Origin of the sequence: Amycolatopsis sp. NPDC051106 (genome assembly GCF_040682775.1) — a bacterium.
Lineage (GTDB): Bacteria > Actinomycetota > Actinomycetes > Mycobacteriales > Pseudonocardiaceae > Amycolatopsis.
In genome coordinates, this window is record NZ_JBFBBQ010000083.1 from 21,679 (window position 1) to 38,422 (window position 16,744).

The following is a 16,744-nucleotide window of genomic DNA, read 5'->3' on the forward strand; positions in this document are numbered from 1 at the left end:
AACGGGCCCCCACCAGGCACCCCCGCATTGTGGCCGGTGCTCACGGGTGGGTACCGTCGCGTCACCCACCCAGTTTTGAGAACTACCGGAGGAAAACGTGGCACTTCCCCAGCTGACAGAGGAACAGCGCGCTGCGGCGCTGGAGAAGGCCGCCGCCGCTCGCAAGATCCGTGCTGAGCTGAAGGAGCGGCTGAAGCGGGGCGGTACCACTCTGGTCGACGTGCTGAAGCAGGCCGAGGAGAACGAAGTCCTCGGCAAGATGAAGGTTTCGGCTCTGCTCGAGGCCCTCCCGGGCGTCGGCAAGGTCCGCGCGCAGCAGACCATGGAACGACTGGAGATCGCCCCCAGCCGTCGCCTTCGCGGCCTCGGCGACCGGCAGCGCAAGGCGCTGCTGGCCGAGTTCAGCGGCGAGTGAACGGCGCCGGTCGTGACTACCCGGTGAACCGGGGCGCCGACCGCGGCAGTGAGCCGGTGACGGGGGACATCCCCCGGCACCGGCTCACCGTCGTATCGGGGCCTTCGGGGGTCGGGAAGTCGAGCGTGGTGGGCGAGCTGCGGAAGCTGGAGCCCGACATCTACTTCAGCGTCTCGGTGACCACGCGCAAGCCCCGCCCCGGCGAAGTCGAGGGCGCGCACTACCACTTCGTCGACCGCGCCGAGTTCGACGCGATGATCGCCGACGGCCGGCTCCTGGAGTGGGCCGAGTTCACCGGAAACCGCTACGGCACCCCGCGCGAACCGGTCGAGAAGGCCCTCGCCGAGGGGCGCCCGGCGATCCTGGAGATCGAGCTGCAGGGCGCCCGGCAGGTCCGCGCGGCCATGCCGGAGGCCCGGCTGGTGATGCTGATGCCGCCGTCCTGGGAGGAACTCGTCGGCCGGCTCACCGGGCGCGGCACCGAGAACGAGGCCGCCGTGCAGGCCCGGCTGGCGGAAGCGGAGCGTGAGCTGGCCGCCGCCGGCGAGTTCGACCACCGCGTCGTCAACGCCGACGTGCGAGAGGCCGCTGAGCACTTGCTAAACTTGGTCACCGGCGAGCAGCTTGCCGCCGGTAGCCCAACCGATTCGGAGCACCACGAGTGACCACCCAGGTAACCCTGACCGAAGAGCTCGAGGGCATCACCAACCCGCCGATCGACGACCTGCTCGAGAAGGTCAGCTCGAAGTACGCGCTGGTGATCTACTCGGCCAAGCGTGCCCGCCAGATCAACGACTACTACGCCCAGCTGGGCGAGGGCCTGCTCGAGTACGTCGGTCCGCTCGTCGAGCCGGGCCCGCGCGAGAAGCCGCTCTCGATCGCGCTGCGCGAGATCCACGGTGGCCTGCTCGAGCACACCGAGGGTGAGTAAGCCCAAGGTCGTCCTGGGCGTGGGCGGCGGCATCGCCGCCTACAAGGCCTGTGAGGTGCTGCGGGGGCTGACCGAATCCGGTCACGACGTCCGCGTGGTCCCCACCGAAGCCGCGCTGAACTTCGTCGGCGCGGCCACCTTCGAAGCCCTCTCCGGGCACCCGGTGCACACCGGCGTGTTCACCGAGGTGCCCGAGGTCCAGCACGTCCGCGTCGGCAAGGAGGCCGACCTCGTCCTGGTCGTCCCCGCCACGGCGAACCTCCTCGCCAAGGCCGCGCACGGCCTGGCCGACGACCTGCTGACGAACACCCTGCTCACCGCCCGGTGCCCGGTCGCCTTCTTCCCGGCGATGCACACGGAGATGTGGGAGCACCCCGCGACCCGCGACAACGTGGCCCTGCTGCGCTCGCGCGGCGCGATCGTCACCGAGCCCGACTCCGGCCGGCTGACCGGCGTCGACACCGGCAAGGGCCGCCTCGCGAACCCGGCCGAGATCGTCGACCTCGCCCGGCTGCTGCTGGCCCGGCCGGACGCCCTCCCGCGTGACCTCGAAGGGGTCCGCGTCGTCGTGTCGGCGGGCGGCACCCGCGAGCCGCTCGACCCCGTCCGCTACCTGGGCAACCGCTCGTCCGGCAAGCAGGGCTACGCGCTGGCCCGCGTCGCCGCCCAGCGCGGCGCCGAGGTCACCCTGATCACCGCCCACACGGTCGCGCTGCCGGACCCGGCGGGCGCGACGGTCGAGCACGTGTCGACGGCCGAGGAACTGCGGCAGGCCGTGCACGCCGCGGCCGAAACCGCCGACGTCGTCGTCATGGCCGCCGCCGTCGCCGACTTCCGGCCGGCGAACCGGGCCGAGCACAAGATCAAGAAGTCCGACGACCAGCCGGACCCCGTCATCACCCTCGACCGCAACGCCGACATCCTCGCCGAGCTGGTCCGCGCCCGGCGGCCGGGCCAGGTCGTCGTGGGGTTCGCCGCGGAAACCGGCGACGAGCACGGCGACGTCCTCGACCACGCCCGCGTGAAGCTCAAGCGCAAGGGCGCCGACCTGCTGGTCGTCAACGCGGTCGGCGACGGCAAGGCGTTCGGCACGGAGGACAATTCGGGCTGGCTGCTCGGTTCCGACGGCACGGAAATCCCCATACCCCTCGGCGCGAAGGCTGAACTGGCGTCCACCCTGTGGGACGCTGTTGTGAGCTTCGTGAAGCGTTGACGGTCGCTCGAGCGATAGTCAGTACGCTTGCACAGGTAAGGGGTGCCTAAGTTTCGGGGCATCCGACGACAAGGTGAGGAAGTGACGGCCACGGTGACCGCGTCTAGCAGCAGATTGTTCACCTCGGAGTCGGTGACCGAAGGGCACCCCGACAAGATTTGCGACGCCATCAGCGACTCGATCCTCGACGGTCTGCTGTCGAAGGACCCGCGCAGCCGCGTCGCGGTCGAGACCCTGATCACCACCGGCCAGGTGCACGTCGCCGGCGAGGTGACCACGGAGGCGTACGCCGACATCCCCACGATCGTCCGCGACGTCATCCTGAAGATCGGGTACGACTCCTCCGCCAAGGGTTTCGACGGCAACTCGTGCGGCGTCAACGTCGCGATCGGCTCGCAGTCGCCCGACATCGCCCAAGGCGTCGACACCGCGTACGAGTCGCGCGTCGAATCCGACGAGGACGAGATCAACCGCCAGGGCGCCGGCGACCAGGGCCTGATGTTCGGCTACGCCTGCTCGGACACCCCCGAGCTGATGCCGCTGCCGATCGCGCTGGCGCACCGGCTGTCGAAGCGGCTGACCGCGGTCCGCAAGGACGGCGTGCTGCCGTACCTGCGCCCGGACGGCAAGACCCAGGTGACCATCGAGTACGCCGGCGACCAGCCGGTCCGGCTCGACACGGTCGTCGTGTCCTCGCAGCACGCCGACGGCATCGACCTCGAGCGGATGCTCAGCGTCGACGTCAAGGAGCACGTCGTCGGCCCCGAGCTCGAAGGCCTGGGCATCGACACGTCCGGCGCGCGGCTGCTGGTCAACCCGACCGGCCGCTTCGTCATCGGCGGCCCGATGGGCGACGCCGGCCTGACCGGGCGCAAGATCATCGTCGACACCTACGGCGGCATGGCCCGCCACGGCGGCGGCGCGTTCTCCGGCAAGGACCCGTCCAAGGTCGACCGCTCCGCCGCGTACGCGATGCGCTGGGTGGCCAAGAACGTCGTCGCCGCGGGCCTGGCCTCCCGCACCGAGGTGCAGGTTGCGTACGCGATCGGCAAGGCGGCCCCGGTCGGCCTGTTCGTCGAGACGTTCGGGACCGAGACGGTCGACCCGTCGAAGATCCAGCAGGCCATCACCGAGGTCTTCGACCTTCGGCCCGCCGCGATCATCCGCGACCTCGACCTGCTGCGCCCGATCTACGCGCCGACGGCGGCGTACGGCCACTTCGGCCGGCCCGAGCTGGACCTCCCCTGGGAGAGCACGGCCCGCGCCGAGGCGCTGAAGAACGCCGCGGGGGCCTGACGCACGATCCGGTGAAGGCCACCTCGAAGCTCTTCGAGGTGGCCTTCCTGGCGTCCGGGGTGTCGGAGGGGTCTGGTAGAGATCACGGCGTGAGTAGTTCCGAGCCTGCCGCTCTCTGGGAGCTTCCGGAGAAGCCGCCTTCCGCTCCGGCGAAGGCGGCGCCCTCGCGCGCCCGGAAACCACCGAAGCCGGGCCAGAAGGCCAAGGGGGCGCAGTCGCCCGCGCCTGAGCGGCCGGTGGCGCGGATCGTCGTCGACATCCCGCTGGCGCACCTGGACCGCACCTTCGACTACCTCGTGCCGGAGAAGCTGCACGAGACGGCGGTGCCGGGGTGCCGCGTCCGCGTCCGGTTCGCCGGGCAGCTCGTCGACGGCTACCTGATCGAGCGCGGCGAAACCAGCGACTACGGCAGCAAGCTGGCGTTCCTCGACCGCGTGACGTCGCCCGAGCCGGTGCTGCCGCCGTCGTTGCACACGCTGTGCCGGGCGGTCGCCGATCGCTACGGCGGCACGTTGTCCGACGTCCTGCGCCTGGCGATCCCGCCGCGGCACGCGAAGGCCGAGGGCGAGCCGCCCGTTCCGCCCGCGGCCGTTCCTGCCGCCCCGGACACCACGGCGTGGGCGCGCTACCAGCGTGGCCCGGCGTTCCTGGAGGCCCTCGCGGAGGGCAAGCCCGCGAACGCCGTCTGGCAGGCCCTTCCCGGCGAGGACTGGCCACGCCGGCTCGCCGAGGCCGCCGGTTCCGTGGCGGCCGCCGGCCGCGGCGCGGTGCTGGTGGTGCCGGACCACCGCGACCTGACCCGGGTGTACGACGCGTGTGCCGAGCTGGTGGGCGAGGACGCCGTGGTGGCGCTGATCGCCGGCCTCGGGCCCGCCGAGCGGTACCGGCGGTGGCTCGCGGTGCTGCGCGGCGCGGTGCGGGTGGTGGTCGGCACGCGCGCGGCGATGTTCGCGCCGGTTCACGACCCGGGGCTGTTCGCCGTCTGGGACGACGGCGACGACCTGCACCTCGACCAGCACGCGCCGTACCCGCACGTCCGGGACGTGCTGATGGACCGCGCGCACGCGGCGAAGGCGTCGCTGCTGGTGGGAGGCTTCGCGCGCACGGCGGAGGCGCAGCTGCTCGTCGAGTCCGGCTGGGCGGCGCCGGTCCTGGCCGAGCGCACGGTGCTGCGGTCTTCGGCTCCCCGCGTCACCCCGGTCGGCGAGGACTTCGACGTCGCCCGCGACGAGGCCGCCCGCGTCGCCCGGCTGCCGGCGGTGGCGTTCGAAGCCGCGCGGCAGGCGTTCGCGGCGGGGCACCCCACGCTGGTGCAGGTGCCACGGCGCGGGTATGTGCCGGGCCTGGCGTGCGGAAACTGCCGCACGCCGGCGCATTGCCGCCGTTGCGCGGGACCGCTGGCCCTGCCGGGCGGTTCGGTCGACGGGCAGCCGAAGCCCCCGGCGTGCCGCTGGTGCGGCGTCCCGGAGACGGCGTTCCGCTGCACGGCGTGCGGCTCGGTCCGCCTGCGCGCGGTGATCGTCGGCGCGAAGCGGACGGCGGAGGAGCTGGGGCGCGCGTTCCCGGGCATCCCGGTCCGCACGTCGGGGGCGGCGGAGGTGCTGTCGACGGTCCCGGGCAAGCCGGCGCTGGTGGTGTGCACCCCGGGAGCGGAACCGGTGGCCGAGGGCGGTTACGGCGCGGCCCTGTTGCTGGACGGCTGGGCGTTGCTGGGCCGCCAGGACCTGCGCGCGGGGGAGGAGACGTTGCGCCGCTGGATGGCGGCGGCTGCTCTGGTGCGCCCTTCGTCGTCCGGCGGGCGGGTCATCGTGGGGGCCGAGGCGGGGATGGCGGTGGTCCAGGCCCTGGTCCGCTGGGACCCGGCGTGGCACGCGAGCCAGGAGCTGGCGGAGCGCCGCGAGTTGGGCTTCCCACCGGCGATGCGGATGGCGAGCGTGGAGGGAAGTCCCGACGCGGTGGCCGGGTTTCTCTCGGACCTGCCGTTGCCGCCGTCCGGCGAGGTGCTGGGCCCGGTTCCGCTGGGTGAGATCGACGAAGAGGGCAACGCCGAGCGTGAACGGGCTTTGGTCCGCGTCTCGCGCGCCGAGGGCAAGGCGTTGTCGTCGGCCATCCACGCGGCCGCGGCCCGACGGGACGCCAAGAAGGCGACGGAACCGATCCGCGTCCAGCTGGACCCCCTGGACCTCATCTAGCAAGCCCGTGTCGACCCTCCCATCACGACGCAGCCCCGGTCGTCCGCGGCGACCAACTACCGGGTCAGGAGTCGTCGCCGACGACGAACAACGGGGACCGCGCCGTTCCTAGCATCGTCCCGCATGGGCAACCTCGACGACGTACACGCGTGGCTTGACGAGCGGCTTCCGGCGCTCCTGCAGAAATACGACGTCCCCGGTGCGGCGTGGGCCGTGCTGAAGGACGGGGAACAGGTCGACGGCGCCGCCGGCCTGCTCAGCAAGGCGACCGGGGTCGAGGCGACCGCGGACTCCGTCTTCCAGATCGGGTCGGTCACCAAGCTCTGGACCAGCACGCTGGTCCTGCAGCTGGCCGACGAAGGAAAGCTCGACCTCGAGCAGCCGGTCCGCAGCTACCTGCCGGAGTTCCGCATCGGCGACGAAGCGGCGGCGGCGCGAATGACCGTCCGGCAGCTGCTCAACCACACCGCCGGGTTCGAAGGGGACATCTTCACCGACACCGGCGTGGGTGACGACTGCCTCGAGAAGTACGTCGCGACCCTGCACGACGTGCCGCAGCTGTTCCCGCCCGGCGAGCAGTTCTCCTACAACAACGCCGGCTACTGCGTGCTCGGCCGGCTCGTCGAGGTGCTGCGCGGGAAGCCCTACGACGCTTGCCTGCGCGAGCACCTCATCGCTCCGCTGGGACTCACCCACACCGCGACCGGGCCGTACGAGGCGATCCTGTTCCGCGCCGCGGTGGGCCACGTCGAGCCTGAGCCGGGCGCCGGGTACGTCCCGGCGCCGGTGTGGGCGATGGCGCGGTCGAACGCGCCGGCCGGGTCGATGCTCTCGATGCGGCCGCGCGACCTGCTCGCGTTCGCCCGGATGCACCTCGAGGACGGCCGCGCGGCCGACGGCACGCGGATCCTCGCTCCCGGAACCGCCGCGCGGATGCACGACCGGCAGGTGGACCTGCCCGAGCTGGGCCTGATGGGCTCTTCGTGGGGGCTGGGCTTCGAACGGTTCGACACCCCGGCGGGCACGATCATCGGCCACGACGGCAACACCATCGGGCAAGCCGCCTTCCTGCGGATGGTCCCCGAAGCCGGAGTCGCCGTGGCGCTGCTGACCAACGGCGGCGACGTCTTCCCGCTCTACCGCGACGTCGTGGGCCACGTCCTGGGCGAGCTCACCGGCGCCGGGCTGTCGGCCCTGCCCGCGCCGCCCGCGGAGCCGCAGCAGATCGACGCGCGGCGTTACGTCGGCACCTACTCGGCGCAGGTCTTCGACCTCACCGTCAGCCAGGACGACGACCGGCGGATCTGGATCGAGCAGGTCCCCAAGGGGGCCTTGATCGAGATGGGCGGGAAAGTCGAGCGGACCGAGCTCGTCCACTACCGCGACGACATGCTGATCCCGGTCGAAGCCGACCGCGGGATGCACATGCCCCACGCGTTCCTCGGCGACGACGGCACCGGGCACGCGCTGTACCTGCACCTCGGCCGCGCCGTCCGCCGCGCCGGCGCCTGACCTCCCCTCTGCACCCCGGAAAGTACGGAACGGAAACCGCCATGAAGCTGACCACTGCGGGAACTTACGGCCTGTGCCTCGGCCTGGCCGCGGCCGTGCTCACCGGGTGCGGGAGCGCCTCGGACACCAGCGGGAAGGCCGCGGTCGTCGACGGGGGCACCTTCACCCTCGGGCTCACGTCGGACCCGGGCAGCCTCGACCCGCAGATGAGCGCGGGCAGTGCGCTGTACGCGCTCACCCAGTTCGCTTACGACACGCTGGTCAGCGTCGACGGCAAGACCGGGGAGATCCAGTCCGAACTGGCCCAGACGTGGCAGGTGCAGGGCACCACGGTCACCTTGACCCTGGCCGAGGGCATCACCTGTTCCGACGGTGCCGCGCTCACCGCCGAGGACGTCGCCGGCAACCTCAACTTCGTCGCCGACCCGAAGAACAAGAGCCCGTTCCTCGGCACCTTCCTCCCGGGCGGCACCACGGCGAAGGGCGACAACGCGACCCGCGTGGTCACCCTCACCCTGACCCAGCCGGCGCCCTTCGTCCTCAATGGACTGTCCGGTCTCCCGATCGTCTGCCCGGGCGGCGCGGCGAACCGTGACGCGCTGAAGAAGTCCACCGCCGGTTCGGGGCCCTACAAGCTCGTCGAGGCGGCGCCGGGCGACCACTACACGTACGCGATCCGCGAGGGCTACACGTGGGGGCCGAACGGCGCCACCACCGCGACCAAGGGCCTGCCGAAGACGGTCGTCTTCAAGGTGGTCCCGAACGAGACGACCGCGGCGAACCTGCTGCTCTCCGGCGGCCTGAGCGCCGCGCAGATCGCCGGTCCGGACGCGGACCGGCTCGAGAAGGCGGGCCTGTTCACGGCCAAGACCCCGGCACTCGTGGGGGAGCAGTGGTACAACCAGGCCGCCGGCCGGGCCACGGCCGACCCGAAGGTCCGGATGGCGCTGACGCAGGCCCTCGACCTCGGCCGGCTGCAGAAGGTGCTCACCTCGAACCAGGGTGGCCCGGCGACCACGCTGGCCGCGAACGAACCGGTCGCCTGCCCCGGCGACTCCGTCTCCCGCGCCCTGCCGGCCGGCAACCCCCAGGCGGCAGCGGCGTTGCTCGACCAGGCCGGCTGGACGGCCGGACCGGACGGCAAGCGCACCAAGGCCGGTCAGCCGCTGGCCCTGACTTTCCTCTACCAGAACAACAACGGCAGTGGCGGTGACGCCGCCGCCGAGCTCGCGGTGCAGCAGTGGAAGGCGATCGGCGTCGAGGCCACCGCGCACAGCCAGGACGAGACGACGCTGACCGGCACCATCTTCGGGTCCGGAAACTGGGACGTCGTCTGGGTTTCGCTCAACGTCAGCTCCCCGGACCAGCTGGTGCCGTTCCTTTCCGGACCGGCTTCGCCGCAGGGCAACAACTTCTCCGCGATCGCCGACCCGGAGTACGACCAGGCCGTGAAGGCGGCCACGGCGATCCCCGGCGTGGCCGGGTGCCGTGACTGGCTCGCCGCGGAGTCGGGGCTGATCGCCCGGGCCGCCGTGGTGCCGTTCGCCGGGAAGGTCGTGCGCACGTTCGGCAAGGCCGCGGAGTTCCAGACCCCCGGACAGCTGATCCCGACGAGCATCCGCATGCTGGCGAAGTAGGGCGGCCGACATGTCCTTGACCCTGATCGCTCCCGAACCGCCGGCGGATCCCGCGCGGGCGCGGCCGTGGGCCCACCCGTGGGTGCGGTTCGGCGCCCGGCGCCTCGGGCGGCTGCTGGTCTCCCTCTGGGTGCTGGTGACCGCGTCCTTCGCCATGATCCACCTCATTCCGGGGGACCCGGTCCGCGCGGCGCTCGGCCCGACCGCGCCGGCGGACCTGGTCGCGGCGCGAAGGCACTCCCTGGGGCTGGACGACCCGTTCTTCGTGCAGTACCTGCACTACCTGAAGGGGTTGTTCACCGGCGACCTCGGCACCTCGCTGGCTTCGCAGCTCCCGGTGTCCGATGTCGTCGCGCAGCGCCTTCCCGCCACGCTTTCCCTGGCCGTGCTGGCCTTCCTGGCGGCCGTGGTGGTGGCGGTCCCGCTCGGGGTGGCGACGGGGGTGCTGACCCGGCGCGGGCACGGCCGCCGCACCGAGCTCGTCTTCACGACGTCGAGCATCGTCCTGTCGACGGTGCCGGACTTCCTGATCGGGGTCGCGCTCGTCTACGTCTTCGCGATCCGGCTCGGGTGGTTCCCGGTCGCCGGCGACGACTCCGCGGCGTCCTACGTGCTACCGGTGGTTTCCCTGGCGATCGGCCCGGCGGCGATCCTGGCGCGCATCGTCCGGGTGGAGATGGTGGGTGTGCTCGAAGCGGACTTCGTGCGCACGGCCCGGGCCAAGCGGCTGCCCGCCCGGACGATCTACCTCGGGCACGCGTTGCCGAACGCCGTCACGGCCGCCCTGACGCTGGGCGGGCTCCTGCTGAGCGCCATGGTCGCCGGCACCGTGCTGGTCGAGAACGTCTTCGCCTGGCCGGGACTCGGCAGCACGATCGTGCAGTCCATCCTCGTCAAGGACTACCCGGTGGTGCAGGCGATCGTCCTCCTCTACGGCCTCGGCGTGCTCCTCACCAACCTCGTGGTCGACGTGGCCCTGGCCCTGCTCGATCCGCGTTCGACGATCCGGGAGGACTGAGCGATGCACGGACGCTGGGCGCGGGTCGTCCGCACCCCGCTGGGGCTCACCGCGACGGCGCTCGTGGTCGCCGTACTCGCCTTGGCCTGCTTCGGGCCCCTGCTGTGGGGAGACGGTGCCGACGCCGTGGACACCGACGGCCTCCTGGCGCAGCCGTCGGCGGACCACTGGGCGGGGACGGACAACCTCGGCCGGGACATCCTGCTGCGGGTGCTCGTCGCGTCGCGGCTGTCGATCGCGCTGGCGCTGCTGGCGATCGTCATCTCCGTGGTCGCCGGCCTGGTGCTCGGCTCCGCGCCGTTCGTCCTCGGCCGGCGGTCCGGACGGCTCGTCTCGGCCGCGGTCAACATCGCGGTCGCCTTCCCGGGGCTGCTGCTGGCGCTGTTCTTCGCGGTCGTGTTCGGGGCCGGCGCGACCGGGGCGGTGCTGGCCATCGGGCTGGCGGGCGCTCCCGCGTTCGCCCGGCTGACGCAGACCCTGGTGGCGGGGGTGGCGGCGCGGGACTACGTCGCGGCCGCCCGCACGCTGGGGATCGGCCGGTTCCGCGTGCTGCTCCGCCACGTCCTGCCGAACGTCGCCGAGCCGCTGGTCGTCAACGCGACCATCGGAGCCGGCAGCGCGCTCCTGGCGTTCGCCGGGCTGTCGTTCATCGGGCTCGGGGTCCAGGCACCCGCCTACGACTGGGGGCGCCTGCTCAACGATGGCACCGGTGCCCTCTACGTGAACGCGGCCGCGGCGCTCGTGCCCGGAGCCGCGGTGCTGCTGGCCGGCCTGGCGTTCAACCTCTTCGGCGAATCGGTCGCCAAGGGGCTGGGTGTCTCCGTGGGTGCCGGTGTGCGGGCGCTGCCCCGACTGCGCGCCGGCGCGCCGCGCGAGACCGGGCCGGCCGGCGGGGAACCGCGGATGAACTCCTACCAGGCGGTGCTCGAAGTCCGCGATCTCGAGGTCACCTTCCCCGGGCCGGCCGGTCCGGTGCGGCCGGTCCGCGGGGTCTCCTTCCAGGTGGGCCGCGGCGAAGCGGTGGGGATCGTGGGGGAGTCGGGGTCCGGCAAGTCCCTGACCGCGCTCGCGATCACGCGGCTGCTCGGTGACCACGCCCGGGTCGCCGCGTCCCGGCTGGAACTGCTGGGGGACGACCTGCTGGCCCCGGACACGGCGGTTCAGCGCCGGATGCTGGGCACGTCGCTGGCGATGGTCTTCCAGGACCCGATGACCGCGTTCAACCCGACCCGGCGGATCGGCGGCCAGCTGGCCGAGGTGGCCACCCACCACCAGGGCCTGAACCGCCGGGCGGCGATCGCCCGCGCGGTGGACCGGCTGACCGCGGTGCGCATCCCCGACGCGGACAGCCGCGTCCGGCAGTACCCGCACGAGTTCTCCGGCGGGATGCGCCAGCGGGCGATGATCGGCATGGGGCTGATGGGGACGCCGGCGCTGATCGTCGCCGACGAACCGACCACCGCGCTCGACGTCACGGTGCAGCAGCAGGTGCTCGACCTGCTCGCCGCGATCCGCGCGGCGGACGACGTGGCCCTGATCCTGATCAGCCACGACGTCACCGTGGTCGGCGAGGTCTGCGACCGGGTGCTGGTGATGTACGCCGGGCGGATCGTCGAAGACCTGCCGGCCGCCGAGCTGGCCACCGCCGCCCGCCACCCCTACACCCGGGCGCTGGTCGCGGCCGTACCGGACATGACCACCGATCCGGCCGTGCCGCTCGCGACGATCCCGGGCCGCCCGGTGGCCCCGGCCGACGTGCCGGCCGGCTGCGCCTACGCCGACCGGTGCCCGCTCGCCGACGCCCGGTGCCGGGCCGAGGACCCGCCGCTGACCGGCGACGCGGCGACCCCGGGCCACCACCGGGTGGCGTGCTGGCACGCGGGGGAACCGCTGCCGGCCGACCACCGTCCCGACGAGCTGGTGGAGTCCCCGTGAGCGAGCTGAGCTTCGAAGACGTCACGATCCGCTACGGCCGCACGACAGCCGTGGACCGGGTCAGCCTGACCGTGCCGGCCGGCACGGTGGTCGGCCTCGTCGGCGAGTCCGGGTCGGGCAAGTCCACGCTCGCCCGGGCCGCCGTCGGCCTCGCCCCGCTGACGGGTGGCCGGATCACGCTCGCCGGCGAGCCGGTCCCCACCCGGGGCCGGCCGCGTCCGCTGCAGATGGTCTTCCAGGATCCCTACTCCTCGCTCGACCCGCGGATGACGGTGGGCGAGAGCGTGGCCGAGGCCATGCCCCCGGGGAGCTCGCGCGCCGGCCGGCGCGCCGAGGTCGGGCGGCTCCTCGAACTCGTGCACCTCGATCCCGTCTGCGCCGGCGCCGTCCCCTCGCGGCTTTCCGGCGGCCAGCGGCAGCGGGTCGCGCTGGCCCGCGCCCTGGCCGCGCGCCCGCGCGTGATCATCGCCGACGAGATCACCTCCGCCCTCGACGTCTCCGTGCAGGGCACCGTGCTCAACCTGGTCCGCGAACTGCAACGCGAGCTCGGTCTGTCCATGTTGTTCATCTCGCACAACCTCGCGGTGGTCCGCTACGTCGCCTCGCACGTCGCCGTGATGCGCGGCGGCCGCATCGTCGAGCAAGGCCCCACCGGGCGCGTGCTCACCGAACCCGGTCACGACTACACGCGCGAACTGCTCGCCGCCGTACCGGGCAGCCGCCGCCGTCCGGCCAACCAGGGCGGAGGGACGGCGTGACGGGCACCAGAGCGACCGCGGACCCGGTGGCCGACGGCGCGGGCCGGGCCGCGGCGGACGCGGCCCGGGTCTCCGGTGTCGTGGTGCGCGAACTCACCGAAATCCGGGAGCTGACCGAGGTGGTCGGCCTGCTCGCCGCCATCTGGGGACGTCCGGCGAACCCTCCGATGACCATCGAGCTGTTGCGCGCGTTCACCAAGGCCGGCAACTACGTCGCCGGGGCCTTCGACGCCGATCGGCTGGTGGGAGCCTGCGTGGGGTTCTTCCACGACCCCGCGGACGGGGCGCTGCACAGTCACATCGCCGGCGTTTCGGCGGAGGCGGCCGGGCGGCGGATCGGGTTCGCGCTCAAGCTGCACCAGCGGGCGTGGACGCTGCGGCGGGGCGTCTCCGAGATCGCCTGGACCTTCGATCCGCTGGTCGCCCGCAACGCCTACTTCAACCTGACCAAGCTCGCCGGGCGAGCGGTGGACTACCTGCCGGACTTCTACGGGCCGATGGCCGACGCCATCAACGGCGCCGAGGACTCCGACCGGCTCCTGGTGCGCTGGCGGCTGCGCGACCACGGCGTGGTCCTCGCGAGCACCGGTCACCGCACCGGTGCCGTCGTGGCGGACGAGCTCGCCGCCGGCGCCGTCGTGGCCCTCGGCATCGCCGGCGACGGCCGTCCACGGGCCGGTGGGCTCGACGGCACGACCTCACTCGTCGCCGTGCCTCCCGACGTCGAAAAGCTCCGGGTGAGCGATCCGGGACTGGCTCGGCACTGGCGGGCCGCGGTGCGCGAGGCCCTCACCGGCCTCGCCGCCCGCGGCGGCCGGATCGACGGCTTCGACCGGGCCGGCTGGTACCTCGTCCGGCGGTGACGCCGAACGGGAGCACGCCCGGCGCGTGGCGTGCTCCCGCTCGGGATCAGCCGGTCGCCAGCACCTTCAAGCGCGAGATGTCCGCGCTGAACTGGTCCTGGTCGATGGGCGAAGAGCTGTACTGCCAGAACGTGTAGAAGCCCCAGTTGTACGGCAGCGTCCCCGCCGACGACGCGTAGCGCGCCACCCACAACGGGTTCGTCGAGCTGAAGTCGCCTGTGTTGCCGGTGCACTGGCTCCACCAGCTCGTCGCCGTGTAGATCACCGGCCAGCGGGTCGTCTTCGCGTGGTACTCGTCGCTGAACGCCTTGATCCACGCCACCATCTGGGCCGGCGTCTTGCCGTAGCACGCGTTGTTCGGCCCCCACTCGATGTCGAGCGTCCCCGGGAGCGTCTTGCCGTCCTTCGACCAGCCGCCGCCGTGGGCGACGAAGTAGTCGGCCTGGGCCGCGCCGCCCGAGGTGTCCGGACGGCCGTAGTGGTACGCGCCGCGGATCATGCCGACGTTGTACGACCCCGTGTACTGCTGGCTGAAGTACGCGTTCTGGTAGCCGGTGCCCTCGGTCGCCTTGACGTAGGCGAACTTCTTGCCCGCGCTCCAGTACGACGCCCAGTTGACGTTGCCCTGGTAGGAGCTGACGTCGATGCCGGGGACGCTCGCGTCCACCGACGCCGGCGCCGGCCCCGCCGGGGCCACGCCGTCGTGGGCGCGGATCGCCGCGCCCATTTCGTGGTTGTTCGACGCGTCCTGGTCCGGCAGGCCCGGCGCCGCCGAAGCGCCGGGGGCGGTCACGACCAGCAGGGAGGCCGAGACCGCGACAGCGGCGCCGAGCAGGCGGCGCCATCTCCGTGGTGCAGTCATCTTCGGTTGTTCCTTTCGTTGCCCTCGCGGATGCGCGGTGTGCAGGCCGCGCCGCATGATTCTGTTACAGCGAGTACCACAACGTCACTGCTCCATGTGAAGCAATTTCGAAGTCTGGGGAAACTTGTAAAACTTTGACAAACCGGGTGAATCGGCCCGATCCGCGCCCTTTGGCGTCTTGAAGGCGCCTGGTCGGAGGGGCAGACTCGCCCGCATGCCGTCGCACAGATGCCGCCGAGCCCTCGTCATCGCGGCCACCGCCGCGCTCGCCACCACCGTCGCGGCCGGGCCCGCCGTCGCCGCCACCCCCACGCCGAAGTCCCCGGTCGCCGTCGGCTTCGGAGGCGCCGTGGCCAGCATCGACGCCGACGCCACCGCGATCGGCACCCGAGTTCTGCGCGACGGCGGGAACGCCGTCGACGCGGCCGTCGCGGTCGCCGCCGCGCTCGGCGTCACCGACCCGTTCTCCGCCGGCGTCGGCGGGGGCGGCTTCTTCGTCTACTACAACGCGAAGACCCACCGCGTCCACACGCTCGACGGCCGGGAGACCGCGCCTAAGACCGCCGACGCCAACCTGTTCGTCGAGAACGGCCAGCCGCTGCCGTTCAACGACGCTGTCACGAGCGGGCTCAGCGTCGGCGTCCCCGGCACGCCCGCGACGTGGTCCGAGGCCCTGCGCAAGTGGGGCACGCGCTCGCTGGCGAAGTCGCTGAAGCCCGCGGAAGACCTGGCGCGCAAGGGATTCGTCGTCGATTCCACGTTCCAGACGCAGATCGCGAACAACGCCGCGCGGTTCTCCGCGTTCCCGTCGACGCGGTCGCTGTACCTGCCCGGCGGCGCGCCGCCGGCCCCCGGGACGGTCTTCCGGAACCCCGATCTCGCCGCGACGTACGCGCAGCTCGAGCGCCACGGCGTCGACGCGCTGTACCGGGGCCCGATCGGCGCGGACATCGCCAAGACCGTGCAGCAGCCGCCGAAGGACCCAGCCTCGACGCTGAACGTGCGCCCCGGCCGGCTGACCGCCGCGGACCTCGCCGCCTACCGTGCCATCGAACGCACCCCGACCCACGCGACCTACGAAGGCCTCGACGTCTACGGCATGCCGGCGCCGTCTTCGGGCGGGCTCACGGTCGGCGAGGCGCTCAACATCCTCGAGAACTTCGACCTGAAGCACGCCAGCAAGGCCGACTACCTGCAGTACTTCCTGGAGTCGACGCGGTTCGCCTTCGCCGACCGCAACCGCTGGATCGGCGACCCGGCGTTCGTCGACGTCCCGGCCAATCAGCTGCTGAGCCAGCGCTTCGCCGACTCGCGGGCGTGCCTGATCTCGAAGGACAAGGCCGCGACCAGCCCGGTCGCCCCCGCCGACCCGAAGCACCCCACCCCGTGCGCGGCGGGCACGACGGCCGCGCCGACGCCGTACGAGGGCGAGAACACGACCCACCTGACGGTCGCCGACAAGTGGGGCAACGTCGTCGCCTACACGCTGACGATCGAGCAGGAGGGCGGCAGCGGGATCGTCGTGCCGGGCCGCGGGTTCCTGCTCAACAACGAGCTGACCGACTTCTCGTTCACGCCGGTGACGCCGGGCGTGCCCGACCCGAACCTGCCCGGCCCGGGCAAGCGGCCGCGCTCGTCCATGGCGCCGACGATCGTGCTCGACCACGGCCGCCCGTTCTTCGCGACGGGCTCCCCGGGCGGCGCGTCGATCATCACCACGGTCCTGCAGGTGATCCTCGGCCGCCTCGACCGCGGGCTGTCGCTGGAAGACGCCATCGCGGCGCCGCGGGCGTCCCAGCGGAACTCGGCGGCCGCCCAGGTCGAGCAGGCGTTCCTGGACCAGCCCGAGACGGCTGACCTGAAGGCCCGTGGCCAGGGCTTCTCGACGGCGCCGGCGGAGATCGGCGCGGCGACCGGCGTGGAGCGCCTGCGTGACGGCCGCTGGCTGGCGGCGGCGGAACCGGTCCGGCGCGGCCAGGGCGCGGCCCAGGTGGTGTGGCCCACCCGCTGGTAACTCTCGGCCCCAGCGCCCCAATGTGGCGTTCGGTGCGTCAGACGCACCGAACGCCACATTGGGTGCGTCCCACGCAACCAACGCCACATTGGGGCGCT

The 16,744-nt window shown here is 72.6% G+C and carries 13 protein-coding genes and 1 pseudogene; 13 read left to right on the top strand and 1 reads right to left on the bottom strand.

All coding sequences use genetic code 11. The features are described from left to right. Positions 1 to 97 precede the first annotated feature (97 nt). From mihF to AB0M83_RS38900, 12 genes and pseudogenes are all read left to right on the top strand, one after another. A complete protein-coding gene (gene mihF, locus AB0M83_RS38845; RefSeq protein ID WP_013224622.1) occupies positions 98 to 415 on the top strand; it encodes an integration host factor, actinobacterial type in 318 nt (105 codons plus the stop codon). Then, positions 412 to 1,080 (top strand): guanylate kinase, encoded by a 669-nt coding sequence (gene gmk / locus AB0M83_RS38850; RefSeq protein WP_364525186.1) that lies wholly within the window; start codon positions 412 to 414, stop codon positions 1,078 to 1,080. The genes mihF and gmk overlap by 4 nt, the downstream gene beginning before the upstream one ends. Then, positions 1,077 to 1,346, top strand: coding sequence for a DNA-directed RNA polymerase subunit omega (gene rpoZ, locus AB0M83_RS38855; protein ID WP_308671079.1), 270 nt, complete (start codon positions 1,077 to 1,079; stop codon positions 1,344 to 1,346). The genes gmk and rpoZ overlap by 4 nt, the downstream gene beginning before the upstream one ends. Further along, entirely contained in the window at positions 1,339 to 2,559 is a 1,221-nt protein-coding gene (coaBC, locus tag AB0M83_RS38860) for a bifunctional phosphopantothenoylcysteine decarboxylase/phosphopantothenate--cysteine ligase CoaBC (RefSeq protein ID WP_364525189.1), read from the top strand. The genes rpoZ and coaBC overlap by 8 nt, the downstream gene beginning before the upstream one ends. A gap of 93 nt (positions 2,560 to 2,652) precedes the next feature. Then, positions 2,653 to 3,855 carry a methionine adenosyltransferase gene (gene metK / locus AB0M83_RS38865; RefSeq protein ID WP_364525209.1) on the top strand — a complete coding sequence of 401 codons (1,203 nt, stop codon included), beginning with the start codon at positions 2,653 to 2,655 and terminating at the stop codon, positions 3,853 to 3,855. An 89-nt stretch (positions 3,856 to 3,944) separates the two neighbouring features. After that, positions 3,945 to 6,047 carry a primosomal protein N' gene (locus AB0M83_RS38870; RefSeq protein ID WP_364525191.1) on the top strand — a complete coding sequence of 701 codons (2,103 nt, stop codon included), beginning with the start codon at positions 3,945 to 3,947 and terminating at the stop codon, positions 6,045 to 6,047. A gap of 123 nt (positions 6,048 to 6,170) precedes the next feature. Next, the gene (locus tag AB0M83_RS38875; protein WP_364525193.1) at positions 6,171 to 7,559 is read left to right on the top strand and encodes a serine hydrolase domain-containing protein; all 1,389 of its coding nucleotides are present in this window, start codon (positions 6,171 to 6,173) and stop codon (positions 7,557 to 7,559) included. A 41-nt stretch (positions 7,560 to 7,600) separates the two neighbouring features. Next, complete coding sequence (locus AB0M83_RS38880) at positions 7,601 to 9,196, top strand: ABC transporter substrate-binding protein (protein WP_364525195.1); 1,596 nt, start codon at positions 7,601 to 7,603, stop codon at positions 9,194 to 9,196. 10 nt (positions 9,197 to 9,206) lie between these two features. Next, a complete protein-coding gene (locus tag AB0M83_RS38885) occupies positions 9,207 to 10,214 on the top strand; it encodes an ABC transporter permease (protein WP_364525197.1) in 1,008 nt (335 codons plus the stop codon). 3 nt (positions 10,215 to 10,217) lie between these two features. Then, complete coding sequence (locus tag AB0M83_RS38890) at positions 10,218 to 12,149, top strand: dipeptide/oligopeptide/nickel ABC transporter permease/ATP-binding protein (protein WP_364525199.1); 1,932 nt, start codon at positions 10,218 to 10,220, stop codon at positions 12,147 to 12,149. Next, positions 12,146 to 12,868, top strand: a pseudogene (locus tag AB0M83_RS38895) (ATP-binding cassette domain-containing protein); the annotation flags it as partial. The gene AB0M83_RS38890 and the pseudogene AB0M83_RS38895, both read left to right, overlap by 4 nt. Before the next feature lie 35 nt (positions 12,869 to 12,903). Next, positions 12,904 to 13,770 carry a GNAT family N-acetyltransferase gene (locus AB0M83_RS38900; protein WP_364525201.1) on the top strand — a complete coding sequence of 289 codons (867 nt, stop codon included), beginning with the start codon at positions 12,904 to 12,906 and terminating at the stop codon, positions 13,768 to 13,770. 46 nt (positions 13,771 to 13,816) lie between these two features. Here the strand turns inward: AB0M83_RS38900 and AB0M83_RS38905 are convergent, their stop codons facing one another. After that, positions 13,817 to 14,632, bottom strand: a complete 816-nt coding sequence (locus AB0M83_RS38905; protein WP_364525203.1) for a lysozyme — start codon at positions 14,630 to 14,632, stop codon at positions 13,817 to 13,819. A gap of 214 nt (positions 14,633 to 14,846) precedes the next feature. Here AB0M83_RS38905 and ggt point away from each other — a divergent pair, with 214 nt between their 5' ends. Continuing rightward, a complete protein-coding gene (ggt, locus tag AB0M83_RS38910; protein WP_364525205.1) occupies positions 14,847 to 16,646 on the top strand; it encodes a gamma-glutamyltransferase in 1,800 nt (599 codons plus the stop codon). The last annotated feature ends 98 nt before the right edge of the window (positions 16,647 to 16,744 follow it).